The following is a 21,016-nucleotide window of genomic DNA, read 5'->3' as shown; positions in this document are numbered from 1 at the left end:
GAGGGTTCGAGCCCCTCCGCCCGCACCATCGATCCGCTACTGCGGTTTTTCTTTCGCAACCGTCCGATCTCCATTCGACGCGGCCGCGCAACGCAACCTATAGTTGCGCCACCGTCACGACGGAGAGGCGCAACCCGATTGGAACCGCAGGCCGCACTGCGCGAGACGCTGGAGCTGATCCTCGGCTGCGAGCCGGGGGTGGCGGAGGCGCTGCTCGCCTGCGGCCGGGTCCAGGCGGCGGCGCGGCGCGACTGCATCGCGCGGCAGGGCGACCTGCTCGGCACCATGTGGCTGGTGATCGAGGGCGAATTGAAGATCGAATCGGCCGCGTCGAGCGGGCGTACCAGCCGGCTGGCGCTGTGCGGCCCCGGCGACTGGCTGGGCAGCTATGCCCGCCCGACGGTCTATCTGGCGGATATCGTCGCGATCGAGCCTGCGCGGCTGCTGGCCTTCCCCTCGGGCGAGCTGCCGCGGCTGGCGGCCGGCCACCCGCTGCTGGGCGGCGCGCTGGCGCTGTCGTTCGCGCGCCAGCTTGAAAACACCATCGCGCGGCTGGATGCGCGATCGACGCTCTCGTCGCGCGGCCGCATCCATGCCGAGCTGCTCCAGCGCGCGGGCGACGGGCTGGAGATCGCCCCGCCCCCGGTGGTGGCCGAGCTTGCGATGACCGCCCAGACCACGCGCGAGACCGCGTCGCGCGCCATTGCCGAGCTGGAACGGCGCGGCATCATCACCCGCACCGCCCGGTCGCTCCGGATCAATTCGCCCCGTCTGCTCGCCGATCTGGTGGTGTAGCGCCCGCCGCGCGCCACAGGCTGAGGAAATCGACCGATCCCGCCAGCGCCGCGCCTGCCCCTGCGGGCGCGGTGACGAAGGGGGCTCCGCGCGCCTCCAGCCCCAGTGACGCCGCCCGGGTGGCGACCGGATAGGGCTGCGCCGGAATCGCCTGAAGCACGTCGAGCGCGGCCGTATCCGCCAGCCCCGCCGCATCGGCGACGGCATAGTCGAGCACCGGATGCGCACCGGAATCGGCATCAAACAGCGCCAGCGCCGCCGCTGCCGCGCCGGCCAGGTCCGCCAGCGCCACATAGGCGCCCGCCGGGGTGATCCGGACCGGCGCCTCCCCCGCCACGGCGGCCAGCCGCTCCGCCGCACCATGATGGCAGCCGAGCAGCGCCATGGGCCGCGCGGGCGGGGCCAGCCGCTCGCCGCCCCCTGCCGGGTTCGCCCCGCAGGCCACCGTCACGCAGCGCAGACCCGGCCGCTCGCCCATCGGCGTCGCCGATGCCGCGCCCGCCGCGCGCAACGCCACCGCGCCGCTGCCGCGTTCGCGCGCGCGGCGCACCGCCTCGCCCAGCGCCATCTCCTCGGCCAGCACCGCCGCGGCGGCGCTGATCGGGCCGGGCAGATCGAGTGTCTCCACCGACAGGGCGGCAGCCAGCAGCGCCTCGAACCGCGGCAGCCAGGCCGCGCCCGCAGGAAGCACCGACGCGGCAGCGAAGGCATCGACAGGCCCGGGCAGCACGATCTGGAGCCGCGCGCCCGCGCGCAGCAGCGCCTCTGCCGCCAGGATGTCGAAACCCGCCGCCAGCGCGCCGCACGCCGTTCCGCCGCCGATCGTAGCCGCCGCGGAATCGAGCGCTGCGATCAGCGCGCGATCGTCCGGCGAGACGCCGATCGGCCCGGCGAAATGCACGGCGGGCGGCGGGCGGAACCCCTCCAGCCACTGCGCGGGGCGGCCCTGCTCGTCCAGGATGCGGCGGAACTGCCGCAGCGTGACCGCATGGTCCTCCCATGCCTCCGGCGAGCCGGCGATCGCGTCGCGCAACGCGGCGCGCGCCTCGGTCTCACGGCCGGTCAGCAGCAGCGCCTCGCTCCGGGTCGCGCCCAGCCAATAGGGGGTGTCCGGCTCGTGCGCGCCGCCGTCAAGCAGCGCCAGCGTCTCGCGCGCGAGCTGCTCCGCACGGCGTCCGGCGCCCGAAAGCAGGGCGAGCGTGGCGGCGTTGATCAGCGGATAGGTGGCGGCGGGCGACAGCCGCGCGGCGGCGGCATAGGCGTCCGCTGCCCGCCCCAGCAACGCCGCGCGCGCCGCGCCGGAGGCCCCGTCGGCCGCATCCTTCAGCAGCCGCCCCTTGAGCGTGAGCACCGCCGGATCATCCGCCACGCCATCCAGCCCCGCCGCCGAAAAGGCCGCGCGGGCGGCCTCCTTCGCGCCGGCTCGCGCCAGGGCGTGGACCTCTGCAAGCGAAAAACTCAAGCCACTGACTCTCTCTAACGCCCGGCAAGGCTCCGGCCATTCCTAAGAATAGCCGGAAGGCCGTGCTCCGTCTTCACGCAACCTATTCCCCATATCGCGCGCCGATAGCGATCACGCGGACAGGAGCAGCGAATCCCCGTCGCCGTCAGGCCCCTGGTTCTCGCTGTCCGGGTCCCATCCCAGCGGCTGGGGAATGCTGGGGGGCGCCATCAGGACACTCATGTTGAACACCATGCAATATCGCTGCGTGTCATCCTCGCCGATCGGCGTGCCGCCCTTCTTCGTGAAATGGTTGATCATCCGGACGCCCTTGCACCCCGCGATCACCACGCTGCGCGCATCATAGAATGCGTAGTTCGGATCGAAGCGCGCCGGATCGGTGCCCTTGTACTTCAGGAAGGTGACCGGCTCGATTCCGCGGACGCGGTCCCAGTGAAAGTCATAACCGTCCAGATCCACGACAAGCGTGAGATAGGTCGCCTTCTTCCACACGATGGTCCGGTCAAAGCCGTTGGCGGACAGTGTCGGATCATATGCCGGCCCGTTCTTCGCACGGGTGAAGAACGCGAGCTCGGTGTCCTCGATCGATCCGGCGAGGGGGCCGGAGACGTGCTTGACCACCCAGGTCAGATTCGTGCCCGTCATTCGGGCAGAGAAATAGATCAGGTAGAGATCGCCGGGCACAATGCGGCCGGACTGAACCTCGATCGAGTCGCCATGGAGCGATTGCGGAACAAAGCCCGCAGGATCATTTGGCGTGAATAACCGGATCTGGGTCATCTGATTTTCTCCGTGCTTAGGGATTCCAACGCACATTCAACTCGCCGGCCAGCTTCTCCAGGCGCTTTTCCATGGGTTCGCGGATCGACTTGCGGCGCCCGGCATCGGGTGCGCCGAGCAACAGCTTCCGCGCCGCTTCCAGCGCCGCGCGGGCCTGGGCGGTGCGCCCCATTTTTTGGTACAGAGCGGCGAAATCGGTCTCGACGCGAACCGCCTGCTCCTGCCAGACGACATTGGCGGGATCGAAGCTGCGGAGCGTCGCCAGAGCATCGCGCACCTCCTCCAGCCCGCGCTCGGCATCAAGGAGCTTCCCTTCCGAAATGTCGATCCGCGCTAGCGCGCGCCCGGCGACGACAAGCTTGTAGCGCCGGGACAGGTCGCCGCGGTGCCGCTGATATTGCGCCAGCTTCAGCGCGCGATCGATCTGCCGTTCGGCCCTCGCCTCGGCGAACCGCTTTTCGGCGAACCAGCTATCCGCGATCCAGGCATGCTTGTCGGCGATTTCGTCGAGCCAAAGGTCGCGCTTCGGCTCCAGCCGGCTCGCCTGCTCAAGATAGCGCAGGGCGATCATGAAATCCGCGCGCGCCTTCTGCGGCTGACGGGCACCGAGCAGCGCAAGCCGGCCCAGGTTGCTGTGCGCATAGCCAAGCTCAGCAAGGTAGTCCGGCTTCCCCGGCGCCAGACGGTTCAGCAGTTGCGCATCGGCCATATAGGCGCGGAACCCCGCCAGCGCGGTGTCGCCATGGCCGCGCAGTTCGGCGAGATACGCCATCCAATAACGGCTCTGGGCATGATCGAACACGCGCCCGGGATCAGCCGGGGCCTCGGCCAGCAGCGCCTCCGTCATCCGGAAGGCTTCGCTGATCGGGCCGATGGCGCGATCCAGCAGTTCCTTGTCCGTATCGCCATCGGTGGCCACCGCGACCACATCTTCGCCGATCGCCAGGAGTATCCGCGCGCGCATCGCCCGCGCACCATCGGAAAGCGACGCGGGATCCCGCGCGTTGTAATATGCCAGCGCCTCGCGGTTCGCGCCCTCGAGCACATCGAGCCGCCCCACTCCGCGGAGCTTTGCCCTCAGGTCGGTGAGCATATATCCCACAAGTCCCTCCGCCCCGGCGCGCTGGCGTTCGGCTTCGCCGCGGGCGCGCACGGCCACCACCAGCAACACCGCCATCGCTAGCATCACCGCCCCGGCACCGAGCGTGACCGCCGTCACGCGGCGGACCTGGCGCTGGGCGTCGCGCTGGACGAGGGCGTCGAGCGGCAGCCCCGCCAGCGCCGCCACGATCTTCAGAAAGGCCAGGCGGCCGCCGTCGCCCTCGCGCCGGAAATCGGCGGCGAGCGGCTCGACCCCGTTTTCGGCCAGCGCGGGCGGCAGCGCTTCGGCCGGTTCGCCGCGCGCCAGCGCCACCAGCACCGGCGCATCCGGATGCAGCGCGCGGAACAGCGCGATCTCCAGCGCGACCCAGTGCGATCGCACCGCATCGGGCGATGCCACCACCACCAGCGCGGAGGACGCCGCGATCGCCGCGCGCACCGCGGCGGTCAGGTCCTGCGCGGCGGACAGGTCTTCGCGGTCGCGGAACACCGGGCCGATCCGCCCGCGCGGCTGGCCCGGCAGCGGCATCACCCGCTCCGCCAGCCGGCGCGGCAGGCGATAGGTCTCCAGCCGCCGTTGCAGCCGCGCCGCGAACGGCCGGTCGGCATGACAATAGCTGACGAACGCGCGAAATATCGGTTCAGGCATCGCAGCACACCCCCCGGCATCCGCAAGACAAGGTGCCTGATCGCGCAAATAATCCAAGGGTGAATCATAATATCCCGAATCGCGCATTCCCGCGCCTGCCCGCGCCATCGGCACGCTGCGGCGCTTGCCCGGCGGCCGAATTGCGGCACAGTAGGACCATGCCCGCCCGCCGCCCGATCCCCCTGCCCTTCCGCCACGCCGCGCTTGCCGCGATGCTGGCGCTGGCCGGGTGCGCCGCCGATCCGGCCCAGCCGCCCACCGCGCGCGCCGACACGATCGTCCGCCTCTCCGACGACGAGGTGAAGGGGCTCGATCCGCAGAAGGTGTCCGACGTGTCCTCGCTGCGCGTCGCCGCGGACCAGTTCGAGGGGCTGATGCGCTATTCCGGCGACGGCGGCGCCGAGCCCGGGCTGGCGGAGGCGGCGCCCGATTGCCGCGCGCTCGTCTGTACGCTGCGGCTGCGCGCGGGATTGCGATTCTCCGACGGGGAGCCGATCGACGCCACCGCCTTCGCGCGCGGCTTCGCCCGGCTGAACGATCCCGCCACCGCTTCGCCCACCGCCAAGCTGTTCGCGGCGATTGCGGCGGTGGAGGCGCCCGACGCGCGCACCGTGGTGGTGCGGTTGCGGCGGCCGATGCCCGCGCTGGCGCACCTGCTGGCGCATCCCGCGATGGCGGCGCTGCCGCTCCACCGCATCACCGCGGCGGGCGACGGCTGGACGGCGGAGCGGCCGCTGGTCACCTCCGGCGCCTATCGCCTGCGGACGTGGCGGCTGGGCGACCGGCTGGAGCTGGAGCGCAACCCGCGCTGGCATGGCGGCGCGGCACCCACGCCGCTGATCCGCTGGCAACCTTCGGAAGACAAGCTGGCCGGGCTGCGCCGCTTCCGCGCCGGGGAGGCGGACACGGTGGCGGATATCCCGCAGACGCGGCTCGCCTGGGCGCAGCAGGCGCTGCCGGGCGCGGTGCATGTCGCGCCCTATGCCGGCACCTATTATTTCGCGTTCAACACCCGCCGCCCGCCGTTCGACGATGTGCGCGTGCGCCGCGCACTCTCCATGGCGGTGGATCGCGAATGGCTGGCCCGCCGCCTGCTCGCCACCGGGGAGGCGCCGGCCACCGGGCTGCTGCCGCCCGCGCTGGGCGGGACCAACCCCGATCCGCTGGGCCATGATCCCGCGATGGTGCGCCGCCTGCTCGCCGAGGCCGGCTATGGGCCGGATCGCCCGCTGCGCTTCACCATCCGCTTCAACAACAGCGGCGATCACCGCCGCGTGGCGGTGGCGCTGGCGGCAATGTGGGCGAAGTACGGCGTCGAGGCGGACATGCTGAACAGCGAGGCGCAGCTCCATTTCGCGGCGCTTCGGCGCGGCGATTTCGATCTGGCGCGATCGGGCTGGATCGCCGACCTGCCCAGCGCCGAGAATTTCCTGGCGGTCCACGCCGGCGATGCGGGCGCGATCAACTATTCGGGCTTCCACGACGCCGAATATGATCGCCTGCTGGCGCGCGGGCTGGAGGGCGATGCGGCGGCGCTGGCCGCGGCCGAGCGCAGACTTTCCGATCAGGCGCCGATCCTGCTCCTCTATTTCTACGTCAGTCGAACTCTGGTCGCGACCAGCGTCGGGGGTTGGCAGGACAATGTGATGAACATACACCCCAGCCGCCTGCTGTTCCGGAAGCGATGATGATCCGTCCCGCCCTGTCCCTTGCGCTCGCCCTGTTGCTGGGGGCGTGCGGCGGCGGGCGCGGCGAAGAGGCGCTGCTGGCGGTCAGCGCGGTCGGCGGCGAGCTGCGCACCACCGATCCCAGCGCGGGGCCGCTCGATCCGGCGGGCCGGGTGCTGCTCGGCGCCATCGCGCAGGGGCTGGTGCGGTTCGACGGCGCCGGGCAGATCGAGCCCGGCCTGGCCGAGCGCTGGATCGTTACCGACAACGGCCGCAGCTATATCTTCCGCCTGCGCGAGGCGGCATGGCCCGATGGCCGCCCGGTCACCGCGGACCAGGTGGTGCGCACGCTGCGCCGGGCCGCGGCGGCGAACAGCCGCAACGCGCTGGCCCCGTTCCTGGCCGTGATCGACGAGATCGTGGAGATGACCCCGCAGGTGATCGAGGTGCGGCTGAGGCGCCCGCGCCCGGACCTGCTGAAGCTGTTCGCCCAGCCGGAAATGGCGATCCTGGGGCGCGGGGGCAGCGGCCCCTTCCGCTCGCAACCGCATCCGGACGGCGGGGTGATGCTGACGCTGGTGCCCGATCCCGCGCAGATCGACGAGGCGGACGCAGCGCCGCCCGGCCCGCGCATCCGCCTGCGCGGCGAGCGCGCGGCGGTGGCGATCGCACGGCTGCACCAGGGCCAGATCGACGCGGTGATCGGCGGCACCTTCGCCGATTGGCCGGTGGTGGTGGCGGCGAAGGTGGACCCGGCCACGGTGCGCATCGATCCCGCGATCGGGCTGTTCGGGCTGGCGGTGACCAGCCGCACCGGCTTCTTCGCCGATGCCGCCAACCGCGAGGCGCTGTCGATGGCGATCGATCGCGGCGCGCTCACCCGCTTCTTCCGCGACGATTGGGCGATCGCCGAGGCGCTGTTGCCCGCACGGCTCGATTCCGCCGCCGCGCCCGCCGCGCCCACCTGGCTGCCGCTGCCGCTGGGCGCCCGGCGCGAACAGGCGCGCACGCGGGTCGCCGCCTGGCAGCGCGCGCATGCCGAGCCGGTGATCGCGCGGATCGCGGTGCCCGCCGGCCCGGGCGGCACCATCGTCTGGCGCGAGCTGGCGCGCGGCATGATCGCGATCGGCGTCCGCCCGGTGCGCACCGGCCCGGACGATCCGGCGGACCTGGTGCTGATCGACGCGGTGGCGCCCTATGACAGCGCCCGCTGGTTTCTGGTCACCGCCTGCCGCGCCTGCCCCGCGCCGCTGGCCGATCGCATCACGGCCGCGCGCGACGCGCCGACGCTGGAGGAACGCGCACGGCGGATCGCGGAGGCCGACCTCGCAATCCTGGCGGACTCCGCATACATCCCTATCGCGCAGCCGCTTCGTTGGTCTATCGTAACGGAGAAGGCGAACGGGTGGCAGGGGAACACGCGGGGCTGGCACCCGTTGAACCATCTGCGCAACCAGACCGAGTGAGGCCGATGGCGAAGACGACGCGAATGCCGCGCAACGCGATGGGGAACATGCTGGGCCGCGATGCGGCCGCGGTGCGGCGGCGGGTGGAAGCGATGGAGCAGTTGCTCGAACGCACCTTCGTCATTCCCGGCATCAACCGGCCGATCGGGCTGGACGTGTTCCTGGACTTCATTCCCGTCGGCGGCACCTTCATCGGCGCGATCCTGGGCCTCTACATGGTCTGGGAGGCGCGCAACCTGAAGATGGGCGGCTCCGCGGTGATGCGCATGGTCGGCAATGTCGCGGTGGACTGGGCGCTGGGCCTGATCCCCGGCATCGGCATCATCCCGGACTTCTTCTTCCGCTCCAACTCGCGCAACCTGAAGATCATCCGCAAGCATCTGGACCGGCACCATCCCGCCACGGCGACGGTGCAGCACAAATAGGGGGAACCGGGGTCCCCGGCGAAGACCGGGTCCCGTTTCAACGAAGCCGCGCAGGCGGGGGCGCTACGCCGTCTCGCCCGCGAACCATGCCGCTGCGTCCGGGCGGAACAGCAGCCACACCGCCAGCCCGTTGAGCGCGGTCAGCCCGGTGGTGGAGAGCGCGGTGAAGTCCAGGATCGCGCCGCCCTCTGCCAGCACCATCCCCGCCCCGGCCGCCGCGAAGCCGAACAGCACGGTGTATATCCAGCGCGCGATGTTGCTGGCGTAGCGCGTGATGCAATACCACAGCAGCAGGTTCACCAGCACCAGCCCGCCCGGCAGCGCGATCGCCAGCGGGGTGCGCTCCCCGATCGAAAGCAGCAGGATCGCCACCGTGGTCGCCAGGTGGAAGAAGAAGATTGTTTCGAACTGATCGATCGATTGCGGCCGCGTCATCATCATTCCCGGTCGAAGGGGCGCGGGGACGCTATTGGGCGGCTGCCGCAAAGTCGAGGCCGATGTCGGCGGCGGGGGCCGACTGGGTCAGCCGTCCGGCGCTGACATAGGTGACGCCCGTTTCCGCGATCGCGCGGATCGTATCCAGCCGCACCCCGCCCGATGCCTCGGTCGGCACGCGGCCGGCGACCAGCGCCACCGCCTCGCGCAGCATCGGCGGCGCCATGTTGTCGAGCAGCAGATGCGTGGCGCCCGCCGCCAGCGCGGGCTCGATCTGCGCGATGCGATCCACCTCCACGATGATGCTGGCGATCCCCGCCGCGGCGGCACGACGCACCGCCTCGCCCACCGATCCGGCGACGGCGACGTGATTGTCCTTGATCATCGCCGCATCCCACAGGCCCATGCGATGGTTGGTCGCGCCGCCCATGCGGGTGGCGTATTTCTCCAGCACGCGCAGCCCGGGAATGGTCTTGCGCGTATCCAGCAGGATGGCGCCGGTTCCTGCGATAGCATCGGCATAGCTGCGCGTAAGCGTCGCGATTCCCGAGAGATGCTGGACGGTGTTGAGCGCGGATCGCTCCGCCGTCAGCATCGCGCGCGCGCTGCCCGACAGCCGCATCAGATCGGTGCCCGCCGCCACGCGGTCTCCGTCCGCCGCCAGCAGTTCGATCGACACGCCGGGATCGAGCGTGCGGAAGAAGGCGGCGGCGATCTCCAGCCCCGCGACGGTGATCGCGTCGCGGCTGTCCATCACGCCGTCGAACCGGGCATCGGCCGGGATCACCGCGGCGGAGGTGATGTCCCCCACCCCGCCCAGATCCTCTGCAAGCGTGGCGGCGACGAAGGCGTCGAGATCGAAACGGTCGAGCGAGAAGGCCATGCGCGCTCCTAATCCCCACGCGCCGCCCCCTGCAAGCCGCCCAATTCCGTGCAACGGACGCGAGGCGATTTCACCGGGCCGGGAAAGCTCCTAGGATACCGCCATCGCATTCACCGGAGTTTCCATGCGCCTGATCCTTGCGGCCATGCTGGCCACCACCGCCCTTGCCACGGCGAGCGCCCCCCTTCAGTCCGCGCCCGCCGTGCCGGAGGTCCCCAACGCGGCGGCGAGCGCCTTTGCCGCGCTGTCGAAACGCTATGTCGCGGGGATCGCGGAGCTTTCGCCCACCTATGCGACCACGCTGGGCGATCACCGCTTCGACGGCGACCTGCCCGATATCTCCGCGGCAGGCCGGGCGAAGGCCGCCGCCTTCGATCGCGCGCTGCTCGCCGATCTGGCGAAGATCGATCGCGCCGCGCTGAGCCGCGACGACCAGGTCGATGCCGCGCTGCTGGAAAACGCGCTGAAATATGATCTGTGGCAGATCGAGGTGCTCCAGCCCTGGGCGTGGGACACGCAATATCACAACGGGATCGCGGGTGACGCGCTCTATGGCCTGGCGGCGCGCGATTTCGCGCCGTGGGACGTGCGGATGAAAGCCGCGATCACGCGGATGGAAAAGCTGCCCGCGCTGTTCGCCCAGACGCGCGCCACGCTGGTGCCCGCGCGCGTGCCGCCGGTGTTCGCCACCACGGTGCAGCGCCAGAACGCCGGCATCCTGGACATCGCCCGCGACATGCTGGCGCCCCACAAGGACGCGCTGTCCCCCGCCGATCAGGCGCGGTTCGACAAGGCGCTGAAGGGGCTGGAAGCCGCAGTCGCCGAGCAGCAGGCCTGGATCGACACCGTTCTGGTCCCCCAGGCCAAGGGCGATTTCCGCCTGGGCACGAAGCTGTATGACGAAAAGCTGCGCTTCACGCTCCAGTCCGATCTCACCCGCCCGCAGATCAAGGCCAAGGCCGAGCAGGCGGCGAAGGACATCCGCGCCGAGATGTACGCGCTCGCCCGCCAGGTGCTGGCCGGCCGCGAAGGCGCCCCGGCCACGCCGGATAACCCCAGCGCCGATCAGCTCCAGGCCGCGGTGGAGGCCGCGCTGGAGCTGAGCTACGCCAAGCGCCCCGCACGCGGCGAGCTGATGGACAAGGCCAAGGCGACGCTGGCCCAGGCCACCGATTTTGCGCGCAAGGCCCGGCTGGTCACCGTGCCCGAAACGCCGGTGAAGATCATCACCATGCCCAAGTTCCAGCAGGGCTTCGCCGTCGCCTATTGCGACAGCCCCGGCGCGCTGGAGCGCAACCTGGACACCTTCTACGCCATCTCGCCGATCCCCGAGGACTGGAGCGACGAGCAGGCCACGTCGTTCCTGCGCGAATATAACGACTATATGATCCACGAACTGAGCATCCACGAGGCGATGCCGGGCCATTATCTGCAGATCGCGCATTCCAACACGAACCAGTCGGTGCTGCGCGCGGTACTGGCGTCGGGTTCGTTCGTGGAGGGCTGGGCGGTCTATTCGGAAGGGCTGATGTCCGACGCGGACTATCTGGACGGCGATCCGCTGTTCAAGCTCACCGTGCTGAAGATGCGGCTGCGGTCGGTCACCAACTCGCTGCTCGATATCGGCATCCAGACCGAGGGGATGACGCGCGAGCAAGCGATGGAGCTGATGACCAGGGGCGCCTTCCAGCAGGAGCGCGAGGCCGCGGGCAAATGGGTGCGCGCCAACCTCAGCTCCACCCAGCTCCTCAGCTATTTCGTCGGCTATGAGGAGCATATGGCGCTGCGTGCCGAGATGAAGGCGAAGCAGGGCGCGGCGTTCGACCTGATGGCCTATAACGACGCGGTGCTCAGCCACGGCTCCCCGCCCGCGCGCTATGTCCGCGCGCTGATGCTGGGCCTGCCGGTGGACTAAGCGCCGATGCACGCGACGGCCCGGCGCGGCCTGCCCGACATCTATGGCCTGGAGGATTTCTGGGCACGCAACACCGGGCGGGCGCGGCCCGCGCCGATGTCGATGGCCGATCGCGTGCTGCTGTGCGTGCTCGGCCTCGGCATCGAGCAGGGGCTGATGCACCTCAACCGCAACCGGCCCGATTGGGACGCCTTCACCGCCTGGGTGCTGGACGAGGCGGGGCCGCCCGATCCGCTGGCAGTGCGGCGCTACCATGCCTGGCTGTTCGAACAGCCGGAGCCCAAGTCCGTCCGCGCCGCGCTGAAGAAGGTGGAGGACGCGCCGGACGCGATCGACGCCGCGGGCCTCGCCCATTGGCAGGAGCATGGCTATGTGATCGTCCGCGAGGCGATCCCGCGCGCCGCGGCGGAGGCGGCGGCGGCGCTGCTGTGGCACCGCGTCGACGCGCGGCCGGACGATCCGGATAGCTGGTACAACCCCGCCGCGCGCGGCCTGTGGGTGCCGCTATACCATGCGCCGGAGCTGGCGGTCGCGCGCCGGTCGCTCCGCGTGCGCAAAGCCTTCGCCCAGCTCTGGGGCACGGCCGATCTGTGGATGATCACCGATCGCACCAGCTTCAACCCGCCCGAACGGCCCGGCTTTCCGTTCGAGGGCTACAAGCTCCACTGGGACGTGAGCCTGGCCACGCCGATCCCCTTCGCGACGCAGGGCATCCTCTATCTGAGCGACACCGCGGCCGATCAGGGCGCGCTGCGCGTGGTGCCGGGGTTCCACCATGGCATCGCGCAATGGCTCGACGGCCTGGGCGGCCGCGACCCGCGCGAGGAGGATCTGAGCGCGCAGGCGGTAACCGTCCCCGCGCAGGCCGGCGACCTGATCCTGTGGCGGCAGGACCTGCCCCATGGCGCCAGCCCCAACCACGGCCGCGCGCCGCGGCTGGCGCAATATGTCAACATGTTCTCCGCCGCGATGGAGGAGCGCAGCGAGTGGCGGTGAGAGGGGAGGGCTAGATGGAGGCCTTCGGGCAAGCTGCACAGCGAAAGGGACAGCACTCTCGGCAAATCGTCCTTTGGCACGCGCTGCGGGCGGCTCGCGGGAATACACGAAGGGAGATCAATTCGAGCAGACGCTCGCATCACCTGTCGAATCAGAGACGAAGCAGGGCACGGCGTTCGACCGGATGGACCACAACGGCGAGGCCGTAAGGGATTGCTTCCATCCCGCGAAGTACGTGGACGCTCTGGCGGTCGGGCTATCGGTGGCGTGGGTGAACGCGGCTGGAGTTGAACCAGCGCCGCCCTTGGCGTAAGCTCAGGTTGCAACACGCGAACTTACATTCGTAACCAAGGGTGCTCCATCCGGGAGCTGCGCGTCCTAAAGGTCCTCGTCTGAATCCGATGGTGCGGGACGCGGATACCAAGAGCCAGAAGCAGCATTTGTGAGGCGTATCATTGCCGGCACAGCGGCCTCAAAGTCTCTAACAAATATATTCAGATCAACACTTTCAAGTTCCGACGCCATGCCTCTCAAAATTCGAACCAAATCTTCAATCTTAAATTCAAAAATATAGTTGTGCCTCGCGTCGGTAGCGAAATCACGCACCGGATCTATAGATTTAAGATTAAAAGTGTGCGTAGATTCGCACCATTCAACTCTAAATCTAGAAATCTCTATTTTTCTAGTGCCGTGATCGGCGCGCGCTCCGCGCCGAATTACGCGCATATCAGCGACTCCAGCGATGTTGCCACTACATCGTGAGCCAATGCCACCCTCTGGTCAATAGATATTTTTAGATATTCAGATTCAATCCCCCTTGGTCACCGGCCCCATGCTGCCGCCGATCGGCCCCACGTCGCCCTGGCCCACCGTGGCGCTGGCCATCTCCAGCATGCGGTCCAGGCTCTTCTTGGACTTGAGGCGCAGGCTTTCCTCCACCTCGATCCGCGGCTCCAGGTCACGCAGCGCGACGTAGAGCTTCTCCATCGTGTTGAGCGCCATATAGGGGCAGACGTTGCAGTTGCAGTTGCCGTCCGCGCCCGGCGCGCCGATGAAGGTCTTGCCGGGCACCGCCTTCTCCATCTGGTGGATGATGTGCGGTTCGGTGGCGACGATCAGCGTGTCGCCGGGGAAGGTCTTGGCGAATTCCAGGATGCCGCTGGTCGATCCGACATAGTCGGCATGGTCCAGCACGTGCGGCGGGCATTCGGGGTGCGCGGCCACCGGCGCGGCGGGATGCAGCGCCTTGAGCTTCAGCAGTTCGGTCTCGCTGAACGCCTCATGGACGATGCACACGCCCGGCCACAACAGCATATCGCGGCCCGTGCGGCGGTTCATATAGCCGCCGAGATGCTTGTCGGGGCCGAAGATGATCTTCTGATCCCTGGGCAGTTGAGCCAGGATCTTCTCGGCGGACGAGCTCGTGACGATGATGTCGCTGAGCGCCTTCACCTCGATCGAGCTGTTGATGTAGGTGATGGCGATATGGTCCGGATGCTGCGCGCGGAACGCGGCGAACTGCTCCGGCGGGCAGGAATCCTCCAGGCTGCACCCGGCGTTCATGTCGGGCAGCACCACGATCTTTTCCGGCGAGAGGATCTTGGCCACCTCGGCCATGAAGCGCACGCCGCAGAATGCGATCACCTCGGCATCGGTGCTGGCCGCCTTGCGGCTCAGGTCCAGGCTGTCGCCGACGAAGTCGGCCAGATCCTGCAGCTCGGGCTTCTGGTAATAATGCGCCAGGATAACGGCGTTGCGCTCCTTGCGCAGCCGTTCGATCTCGGCCCTCAGGTCGAGGCCTGCCAGGCTTCCGCCCATTCCCTTGCGCGCGTCCATCAGCGTGTTCCCATCATCCCTGCGGCGCGGACATGGACGCCCGCGCCGCCGGGATCAAGGGCGATGGGCGCTCACATCGGCGGGAAGAAGGCCTCCATGCTCCGCGCGGCGCCCGGCGTGCCTTCCAGCAGCCAGCGGGTCAGCTCGACGCCGACCGGGCTGTAGGCGATCAGGTCCGCGACGAGCTGGACCGCGACCAGAACGCCGGCCGCAACCCACCAGGCCGGATGCACCCCGCCGTCGCGGCGCTTGTCCGCGATCATGCCGATGCCGATGAACAGCAGCCCCGCGCCGACCGCGGAGATCCACCAGGCCCAGGGGATCAGGAACGGCATCGGCAGCAGCCGGCCGAATCCCGGGCCGGTGAGCACCGCCATGCCGCTGAACATCAGCCGCCGGTGCCAGTCGGTGCGCCGCCGCAGCCGGATCGCCGCCGCCGCCATGCCGGCGAAATAAAGCAGGCCCATCGGATTGCTGACCAGGAACTCGTTCTGATCGAAGAAGGGCGGGCCGCCATGCGCCTGGAGCGACCAGACGGTGATCCACATGCCCATCGCCACCATGGCCGGCACCCAGAACGTGGCCAGCCAGCCCAGCCGCCGGTGCAGCGCGACATTGCCGCCCGCCACCAGCAGGTTCTGGGTCACGTAAAGCGTCACCCAGCCGAAGAAGACGAAGGCGTGGACGTGCAGCAGCAGCGGCGATGCCGTGAAGCTGGACCGGCCCATCGCCGCGTTGAAACCGAAACCGGCGACGAGCACCGCGGCCATGACGAACGCCATGGTCCTGAAAAAACGCTCCTCGCCGGACGCCGCATCGCGATGCGGCCCCGCAATCGTTGCCATTGGAATATCCTGTACCGGTGTAGCTGTATTATTACGCTAATACACTAGTCACACCGCGACCGGAACGAAAAAGATCGCAGGCAATCGAACAGGTTACGCACAAAAGATGCCCCGGACATGCCGGGCGGCCGGCTGCGGTCCGGGCGAATCCGCGGGGCTATCCTACCACCGGTTGGCGAGCACGTCCTGCACGTTGCGCGACATATCCCACTGCTCGGTGGACTTGCCGCTGCGCTCGTCGGGGAACAGCACCTCCACCGTTGCGTCGATCCCCGCGGCGCGCAGCGGCATCGCGAAGCTGCGCTCCACCGCGCGGCGGGCGGCGTCCTTGGCCATGCGCATCGGCACGGGTTCGCGCGCCTGGCGCACCAGCTCGTCCTGCGCGGCCTTGCGGTTGGCCTCGTCCAGCTTGGCCTCGGCGTCGGTCAGCGCCATCAGGATGCCGCCCTCGCCATATTGGCGGATGTTGTTGATATCCACCTCGGGCGGCATCGCCTCCACGGGCGGCAGGATCACCGTCAGCTTGCGGGTGGCCGGGTTCCATTCCACCGCGCGCTGGTCCAGCTTGCCCAGGTCCACCTCGTAGCGGACGTTGCCGGGCATGATCATCGTCTTCTGCGCCGTCAGCCCCAGCCGCGTCTGCTTCGACGTGACCACGGCGACATAGCGCGCGGAGAAGGTGACCAGCCGGTTCTGCTCGCGCAGCCCCTGAAGGCTCGATTGCGCCACGGTTTCGGCGGTGGGGCCGAAGAAGCGTTTGGACAGCGTATCGCCCAGCAGCCAGAATCCGCCCAGGATCGCGGCCACCACCAGCACCGCGAGGATCAGGAACTTCGCGCAGCCGCCGGCAAAGCCGCCGCCGCGTTCTTCGGTCACGCCGCCTTCTTCCATGCGCCGTCCTCCTTCTCCGTCACCAGCCCGCGCGTCCTGAGATCGATCAGATGCGCCAGCACCGAACGCCCCGCCGCGCCCTTCAGCCGCGGATCGATGCCCGAATACATGCGCTCGACCATCGCCGGAATTTCGCCCACCGCCTCGTCCAGCAGGCGCAGGATCTGGCCCTCGCGCTGCTTGCGATGGCCGATCAGCCCGCGCACGAAGCGCTGCGGCTTCTCGATCGCGGGGCCGTGGGCGGGGTGATAGACGCGCTCCTCACGCGCCATCAGCTTCTCCAGGCTGGCCATATAGGCGGTCATGTCGCCGTCCGGGGGGGCTACCACCGTGGTGGACCAGCCCATCACATGATCGCCCGAAAACAGCGCCTGCGCCTCGATCAGCGCATAGCAGAGGTGGTTGGAGGTGTGGCCGGGCGTGGCCACCGCCTCGATCGTCCAGCCCTCGCCCGCGATCCGCTCCCCGTCCGCCAGCACGCGATCGGGGGCATAGCCGGTGTCGAACGACGCATCGGCGCGCGGGCCGGCATCCTGCAGCACCAGCGGCGCGCAGCCGATCACCGGCGCTCCCGTCGCCACCGCCAGCGGCGCGGCGGCCGGGCTGTGGTCGCGGTGCGTATGGGTACAAAGGATCGCCTTCACCGGACGCCCGGCGATCGCTGCGATCAGCGCGTCGAGGTGCGCGGGATCGTCCGGCCCCGGATCGATCACCGCCAGTTCGCGGGTGCCGACCAGATAGGTCTGGGTGCCGCTGTAGGTATAGGGCGAGGGATTGGGCGCCAGCACGCGAGCGACCAGCGGGTCGATCGCCTCGGCGATGCCGGTCGGAAGCGCGTTCATGGATCGGATGTGGCCCGTCATGCGCCCGGGCGCAAGGGCGGGAGCAGGCGCCGGGCCGGTATCCCCGGACGGGAACAGGGACCCAGGGCCACCGGACGCGGTGGCAGCCCTGGATCCCTGTTCCCGCCGGGAACGGGTCCCGGCGGGTTTTGCAACGGGGCCGGCCGAACGAAGGAGAACCGGCCGGCCCCGCGCAAAGGAACGCTCGCCAGAAGGGGCAAATCGGCGAGCGTCCCTCCCCTCTCGTTACTTGGAGTCCTTCGCCTCCTGCTCGATCTCCTTGATCGCCTCGTCGATGCCCTTCAGCGCCTCGGCCTTGCTCTCGGCGCTCAGCACGTCCTGGCTCTCGATCTGGGTGCGCGCCATGCGCAGGCCCATCAGGGCGGACGTCAGGCCCATCTTCTTGTACTTCTCGCCCATCTTGCCGGCGTCGGCGGCAACCATCTCGATGCGGTCGGTGCAGATCACGATGACGTGCTTCTGGCCATGCTTGCCGGTTTCGACGCGGTTCTCCACCATCGCGGCGCCGTCCTTCTTGCCGCCGCCGCACTTCGCGTCGCGCACCTCGGGCACCACCGGCGGGACCGGGGCGCCCGGCGCGCGCGGGGCCTGGACCAGCACGATCTTGCGCTTGTCGCCGCCCTCGCCGACTTCCACGAAGCCGCGGGCGATCGCCGCCTCGGCCTCGGCGCCGTCCAGCGTCACCGTGCCGGTCTTGCTGTCCTTGATCACGACATGGACCTTGCGCTCGCCCTTGGCGGCGTCCGGAGCGGGTGGCGCAGCCGGAGCCGGGGGCGCGGCCGGGGCATCGGGCGCGGCGGGGACTTCCTGGGCGTCTTGGGCGATCGACAGCGATACGCCGATCGTGGTCTCCACCTTGTCCTTGATCCGCGCGGCGGCCTGGGTGCCGGAAGCGGTCAGCCCCAGCGCGGCGAGCGACAGCGCGCCGATGCCTGCGGCCCCGGCAAGGATGCGGGCACGGGAAATTTCACGGGTCTTCGAGAGCATGCGTAGCCTCCCTTTGATCTCATTGATGGTGTGAAGATGACATGCCGCCGAGACCGCACCCCCATGCGCGGACTTGACGATCGCACGGCCATAGGCATGGCGCAGTGCCTGGGCGCGGCCGGCGAGCACCAGGGCGTCGCAGGCCATTTCCTGATCGGCGCGGAAGGCACGGAAGGCCCTCCAGGCGACCGGGTTGAACCAGTGGAGCGCGAGCACGAACAGCGCCACCCAATTGGCGATCAGATCGCCGCGGACATGGTGACCAAGCTCATGCGCCAGCGCCAGATCGCGCTCGACCTCGTCGTAACGCTCCGAAAAGTCGCTCGGGAAGGCGACATATTTGCGCCAGATCCCGAAGGCGAGCGGGCCATGTGCCGCGTCGGTCTCGATCACGCGCACCCGCCCCGCGGCCACGGTATGATCGATCCGCGCGCGGCGCAGCAGCCGGGTGCAGAAGCGGCTGTGCGCCACCAGATGATAGACCAGGAAGCCCAGCGCGCCCGCAGCCCATAGCGCGGCCAGCACCGGCAGCCAGTCGACCGCGCTCGCCGCCGCCCCGGACGCCGCCGCGGGCGCCTCCACGCCGCCGTCGATCACATAATAGGCGAACGCCTCGCGCACCGATGCCACGGGCGCCGCCGCCTGCTCGCTCCAGCTTTCGGGAAGCGGCGGCAGCAGCAGCCGGGCCACCGGCAGCAGCCACAGCGCATAGGCCATCTGCGGCCCGAACGCCTTGCGCACGGGCGCACGGATCGCGAGGACCAGCAGCATCAGCGCCGTGGTCGCGACGAAGGTTTCCACCGCCCAGCCGGTCATTGCTTGAGCTCCTTCAGCAGCGCCTCGATCTCGGCGATGTCCTGATCGGTGATCGCGTCACGCTCGGCCAGGTGCGCCACCAGCGGGGTCAGCCGGCCGCCGAACAGCCGCTCCATCAGACGCCGCGATTCGCCGACGACATAGTCCGCACGGGCCACCAGCGGGCGATAGCGATAGCGCCGCCCCTCCTCCTCATGCGCGATGATGTTCTTGGCCAGTAGCCGGCCGAGCAGGGTCTTGACCGTATTGGCGCTCCACCCGCGCTCGGCGGGTACGCGCTCGACCACCTCCTGCGCGGTAAGCGGCGATCGCTCCCACAGCACCTCCATCACGGCATGCTCTGCGTCGCTGATTCTCTCGCTCATCCGAATCCCCTTCGACTACACCTGTAATCGTTACGATTACGCTTGTAGTCAAGCGGGTGAATGGAGGATGAACGAAGGGACGGGTGCGGTTGCGGCCCCTCAAGGCGCCGCACGGGGCCGGCCCGCACAAATCTTGCCTGCCCGCTTGCCCCGGCGCACGATTCGACTAGATCGCCCCTCATGGCGAACGGACCCCGCACCCTCTATCAGAAGATCTGGGACGATCATGTCGTCGAGCGCCGCGACGACGGCACGTGCCTGATCTATATCGACCGCCACCTCGTCCATGAGGTGACCAGCCCCCAGGCGTTCGAGGGGCTTCGCGCCGCGGGCCGCCCGGTGCGCCGCCCGGAGCTGACGCTCGCGGTGCCGGACCATAACCTTCCCACCACCGCGCGCACCGATGCGGCGGGCAATCTGCTGCCGATCGCCGATCCGGAGAGCGCGAACCAGCTCGCCGCGCTCCGCCGCAACACCGCCGAGTTCGGCGTCCGCTATATCGAGGCGACCGACGCGCGGCAGGGCATCGTCCATGTGATCGGCCCGGAACAGGGCTTCACGCTGCCGGGCACCACGCTGGTGTGCGGCGACAGCCACACCTCCGCGCATGGCGCGCTGGGGGCGCTGGCCTTCGGCATCGGCACCAGCGAGGTGGAGCATGTGCTGGCCACCCAGACGCTGCTGCTGCGCCAGTCGAAGACGATGGAGGTCCGCGTCGACGGCACGCTGGGCCATGGCGTTGGCCCCAAGGACGTGATCCTGGCGATCATCGGCCGGATCGGCGCGGCGGGCGGCACCGGCCATGTGATCGAATATACCGGATCGGTGATCCGCGAGATGTCGGTCGAGGGGCGGCTGACCGTATCGAACATGTCGATTGAGGGCGGCGCCCGTGCCGGGCTGATCGCGCCGGACGAGACGACCTTCGCCTATCTGAAGGGCCGCCCGATGGCGCCCGCGGGCGAGGCGTGGGACCGCGCCGTCGCCTATTGGCGCTCGCTGCCGAGCGATGCCGGCGCGCGATACGACGCGGTGGTGACGCTGGACGCCACCGATATCGCCCCTTCGCTCACCTGGGGCACCAGCCCGGAGGATGTGGTGGCGATCACCGGCGCCGTGCCCGATCCGGAGAGCTTCGCCGATCCCGCCAAGCGCGCCGCCGCGCGCAAGTCGCTCGACTATATGGGCCTCACCCCCGGCACGGCGATGCAGGACATCCCGGTAGAGCATGTCTTCATCGGATCCTGCACCAACAGCCGGATCGAGGATCTGCGCGCCGCCGCCGCGGTGGTGAAGGGCCGCCATGTCGCCGATCGCATCCGCCAGGCGCTGATCGTCCCCGGTTCCGGCCTGGTGAAGCGCCAGGCCGAGGCCGAGGGGCTGGACCGCATCTTCCTGGAAGCCGGATTCGAATGGCGCGAGCCCGGCTGCTCGATGTGTCTCGCGATGAACCCGGACAAGGTGCCGGCGGGCGAACGTTGTGCTTCTACTTCCAACCGGAATTTTGTAGGAAGACAGGGGCCTGGGGCACGCACGCACCTGTTGTCGCCGGCAATGGCGGCCGCGGCGGCGGTCACGGGCAGGCTGACCGACGTTCGGGACCTGATGGCGTAACAGGGACGCGCCACCGGGCGGGCGGCAGCCAAGGGGGTCATGATGCGGCAGGCGTTGGTTGCGTTGATTGTCGGCACGGTGCTCAGCGGCCTTGCCGCGGCCTATGCCAGTTCGATTCCGATGGCCGCCAGCGAGCGTCCCGCCCAGCGCAACACGGCGAACTGAACGCATTTCTTGCCGGTTCCGCACCGGCGTTCCCCCACCCGGCCTACCAGCGGCAGTATC

General features: G+C 69.3%; 19 protein-coding genes and 1 tRNA gene. 8 read left to right on the top strand and 12 right to left on the bottom strand.

What is annotated here, in order from left to right:
- Positions 1–138: 138 nt before the first annotated feature.
- Positions 139–795, top strand: coding sequence for a Crp/Fnr family transcriptional regulator (locus tag OM513_RS08905; protein ID WP_264943821.1), 657 nt, complete (start codon positions 139–141; stop codon positions 793–795).
- On the opposite strand, the gene OM513_RS08900 is transcribed toward OM513_RS08905, so the two are convergent.
- The 3 genes from OM513_RS08900 to OM513_RS08890 form a co-directional block, all read right to left on the bottom strand.
- Complete coding sequence (locus tag OM513_RS08900; protein WP_264943820.1) at positions 758–2,257, bottom strand: tetratricopeptide repeat-containing protein; 1,500 nt, start codon at positions 2,255–2,257, stop codon at positions 758–760. The two genes, OM513_RS08905 and OM513_RS08900, sit on opposite strands and share 38 nt — an antisense overlap.
- A gap of 111 nt (positions 2,258–2,368) precedes the next feature.
- Positions 2,369–3,037: a hypothetical protein gene (locus OM513_RS08895; RefSeq protein ID WP_264943819.1), complete on the bottom strand. Its 669-nt coding sequence runs from the start codon at positions 3,035–3,037 to the stop codon at positions 2,369–2,371.
- A 16-nt stretch (positions 3,038–3,053) separates the two neighbouring features.
- A complete protein-coding gene (locus tag OM513_RS08890) occupies positions 3,054–4,787 on the bottom strand; it encodes a TIR domain-containing protein (protein WP_264943818.1) in 1,734 nt (577 codons plus the stop codon).
- 158 nt (positions 4,788–4,945) lie between these two features.
- Here OM513_RS08890 and OM513_RS08885 point away from each other — a divergent pair, with 158 nt between their 5' ends.
- Genes OM513_RS08885 through OM513_RS08875 form a run of 3 tightly spaced genes read left to right on the top strand, consistent with a single transcriptional unit; the run spans position 4,946 to position 8,345 of the window.
- Positions 4,946–6,475 carry a peptide ABC transporter substrate-binding protein gene (locus tag OM513_RS08885; protein WP_264943817.1) on the top strand — a complete coding sequence of 510 codons (1,530 nt, stop codon included), beginning with the start codon at positions 4,946–4,948 and terminating at the stop codon, positions 6,473–6,475.
- Positions 6,475–7,920 (top strand): ABC transporter substrate-binding protein, encoded by a 1,446-nt coding sequence (locus tag OM513_RS08880; protein WP_264943816.1) that lies wholly within the window; start codon positions 6,475–6,477, stop codon positions 7,918–7,920. Before OM513_RS08885 ends, OM513_RS08880 begins: the two co-directional genes overlap by 1 nt.
- 5 nt (positions 7,921–7,925) lie before the next feature.
- The gene (locus OM513_RS08875) at positions 7,926–8,345 is read left to right on the top strand and encodes a DUF4112 domain-containing protein (protein WP_264943815.1); all 420 of its coding nucleotides are present in this window, start codon (positions 7,926–7,928) and stop codon (positions 8,343–8,345) included.
- A 63-nt stretch (positions 8,346–8,408) separates the two neighbouring features.
- Here OM513_RS08875 and OM513_RS08870 read toward each other — a convergent pair whose 3' ends face one another.
- Both OM513_RS08870 and nadC read right to left on the bottom strand, forming a co-directional pair.
- A complete protein-coding gene (locus tag OM513_RS08870; protein WP_264943814.1) occupies positions 8,409–8,780 on the bottom strand; it encodes a hypothetical protein in 372 nt (123 codons plus the stop codon).
- Between the two features lie 31 nt (positions 8,781–8,811).
- Positions 8,812–9,663, bottom strand: coding sequence for a carboxylating nicotinate-nucleotide diphosphorylase (gene nadC / locus OM513_RS08865; RefSeq protein ID WP_264943813.1), 852 nt, complete (start codon positions 9,661–9,663; stop codon positions 8,812–8,814).
- A 124-nt stretch (positions 9,664–9,787) separates the two neighbouring features.
- Here nadC and OM513_RS08860 point away from each other — a divergent pair, with 124 nt between their 5' ends.
- Both OM513_RS08860 and OM513_RS08855 read left to right on the top strand, forming a co-directional pair.
- Positions 9,788–11,578, top strand: coding sequence for a DUF885 domain-containing protein (locus OM513_RS08860; RefSeq protein WP_264943812.1), 1,791 nt, complete (start codon positions 9,788–9,790; stop codon positions 11,576–11,578).
- A gap of 6 nt (positions 11,579–11,584) precedes the next feature.
- Positions 11,585–12,574, top strand: a complete 990-nt coding sequence (locus OM513_RS08855) for a phytanoyl-CoA dioxygenase family protein (RefSeq protein ID WP_264943811.1) — start codon at positions 11,585–11,587, stop codon at positions 12,572–12,574.
- A 272-nt stretch (positions 12,575–12,846) separates the two neighbouring features.
- On the opposite strand, the gene OM513_RS08850 is transcribed toward OM513_RS08855, so the two are convergent.
- The 7 genes from OM513_RS08850 to OM513_RS08820 form a co-directional block, all read right to left on the bottom strand.
- Positions 12,847–12,953, bottom strand: a tRNA-OTHER gene (locus tag OM513_RS08850).
- Positions 12,954–13,381: 428 nt separating this feature from the next.
- Entirely contained in the window at positions 13,382–14,410 is a 1,029-nt protein-coding gene (gene nadA, locus OM513_RS08845) for a quinolinate synthase NadA (RefSeq protein ID WP_264943810.1), read from the bottom strand.
- Positions 14,411–14,481: 71 nt separating this feature from the next.
- Positions 14,482–15,255, bottom strand: coding sequence for a hypothetical protein (locus tag OM513_RS08840; protein ID WP_264943809.1), 774 nt, complete (start codon positions 15,253–15,255; stop codon positions 14,482–14,484).
- A 162-nt stretch (positions 15,256–15,417) separates the two neighbouring features.
- Complete coding sequence (locus tag OM513_RS08835) at positions 15,418–16,146, bottom strand: DUF4230 domain-containing protein (RefSeq protein WP_264943808.1); 729 nt, start codon at positions 16,144–16,146, stop codon at positions 15,418–15,420.
- Entirely contained in the window at positions 16,128–16,988 is an 861-nt protein-coding gene (locus OM513_RS08830; RefSeq protein ID WP_264943807.1) for an MBL fold metallo-hydrolase, read from the bottom strand. Before OM513_RS08830 ends, OM513_RS08835 begins: the two co-directional genes overlap by 19 nt.
- Before the next feature lie 246 nt (positions 16,989–17,234).
- Positions 17,235–18,812 (bottom strand): M56 family metallopeptidase, encoded by a 1,578-nt coding sequence (locus OM513_RS08825; protein ID WP_264943806.1) that lies wholly within the window; start codon positions 18,810–18,812, stop codon positions 17,235–17,237.
- Positions 18,809–19,177, bottom strand: coding sequence for a BlaI/MecI/CopY family transcriptional regulator (locus tag OM513_RS08820; RefSeq protein WP_264943805.1), 369 nt, complete (start codon positions 19,175–19,177; stop codon positions 18,809–18,811). The genes OM513_RS08825 and OM513_RS08820 overlap by 4 nt, the downstream gene beginning before the upstream one ends.
- A 180-nt stretch (positions 19,178–19,357) precedes the next feature.
- Here OM513_RS08820 and leuC point away from each other — a divergent pair, with 180 nt between their 5' ends.
- Positions 19,358–20,791 (top strand): 3-isopropylmalate dehydratase large subunit, encoded by a 1,434-nt coding sequence (gene leuC / locus OM513_RS08815; RefSeq protein WP_264943804.1) that lies wholly within the window; start codon positions 19,358–19,360, stop codon positions 20,789–20,791.
- Between the two features lie 42 nt (positions 20,792–20,833).
- Entirely contained in the window at positions 20,834–20,956 is a 123-nt protein-coding gene (locus OM513_RS08810) for a hypothetical protein (protein WP_264943803.1), read from the top strand.
- The last annotated feature ends 60 nt before the right edge of the window (positions 20,957–21,016 follow it).

This window comes from Sphingomonas canadensis (genome assembly GCF_026013525.1).
GTDB classification, from domain to species: Bacteria; Pseudomonadota; Alphaproteobacteria; order Sphingomonadales; family Sphingomonadaceae; genus Sphingomonas; species Sphingomonas canadensis.
This window is presented reverse-complemented; position numbering and strand designations above follow the sequence as displayed.

Coding starts and splice junctions, on each gene's coding strand:
- OM513_RS08890 (WP_264943818.1), bottom strand. CDS start 4,787: ATGCCTGAACCGATATTTCGCGCGTTCGTCAGCTATTGTCATGCCGAC.
- OM513_RS08870 (WP_264943814.1), bottom strand. CDS start 8,780: ATGACGCGGCCGCAATCGATCGATCAGTTCGAAACAATCTTCTTCTTC.
- OM513_RS08860 (WP_264943812.1), top strand. CDS start 9,788: ATGCGCCTGATCCTTGCGGCCATGCTGGCCACCACCGCCCTTGCCACG.
- OM513_RS08880 (WP_264943816.1), top strand. CDS start 6,475: ATGATCCGTCCCGCCCTGTCCCTTGCGCTCGCCCTGTTGCTGGGGGCG.
- OM513_RS08895 (WP_264943819.1), bottom strand. CDS start 3,037: ATGACCCAGATCCGGTTATTCACGCCAAATGATCCTGCGGGCTTTGTT.
- OM513_RS08875 (WP_264943815.1), top strand. CDS start 7,926: ATGGCGAAGACGACGCGAATGCCGCGCAACGCGATGGGGAACATGCTG.
- OM513_RS08820 (WP_264943805.1), bottom strand. CDS start 19,177: ATGAGCGAGAGAATCAGCGACGCAGAGCATGCCGTGATGGAGGTGCTG.
- OM513_RS08885 (WP_264943817.1), top strand. CDS start 4,946: ATGCCCGCCCGCCGCCCGATCCCCCTGCCCTTCCGCCACGCCGCGCTT.
- OM513_RS08855 (WP_264943811.1), top strand. CDS start 11,585: ATGCACGCGACGGCCCGGCGCGGCCTGCCCGACATCTATGGCCTGGAG.
- leuC (WP_264943804.1), top strand. CDS start 19,358: ATGGCGAACGGACCCCGCACCCTCTATCAGAAGATCTGGGACGATCAT.
- OM513_RS08840 (WP_264943809.1), bottom strand. CDS start 15,255: ATGGCAACGATTGCGGGGCCGCATCGCGATGCGGCGTCCGGCGAGGAG.
- nadA (WP_264943810.1), bottom strand. CDS start 14,410: ATGGACGCGCGCAAGGGAATGGGCGGAAGCCTGGCAGGCCTCGACCTG.
- OM513_RS08830 (WP_264943807.1), bottom strand. CDS start 16,988: ATGAACGCGCTTCCGACCGGCATCGCCGAGGCGATCGACCCGCTGGTC.
- OM513_RS08835 (WP_264943808.1), bottom strand. CDS start 16,146: ATGGAAGAAGGCGGCGTGACCGAAGAACGCGGCGGCGGCTTTGCCGGC.
- nadC (WP_264943813.1), bottom strand. CDS start 9,663: ATGGCCTTCTCGCTCGACCGTTTCGATCTCGACGCCTTCGTCGCCGCC.
- OM513_RS08825 (WP_264943806.1), bottom strand. CDS start 18,812: ATGACCGGCTGGGCGGTGGAAACCTTCGTCGCGACCACGGCGCTGATG.
- OM513_RS08810 (WP_264943803.1), top strand. CDS start 20,834: ATGCGGCAGGCGTTGGTTGCGTTGATTGTCGGCACGGTGCTCAGCGGC.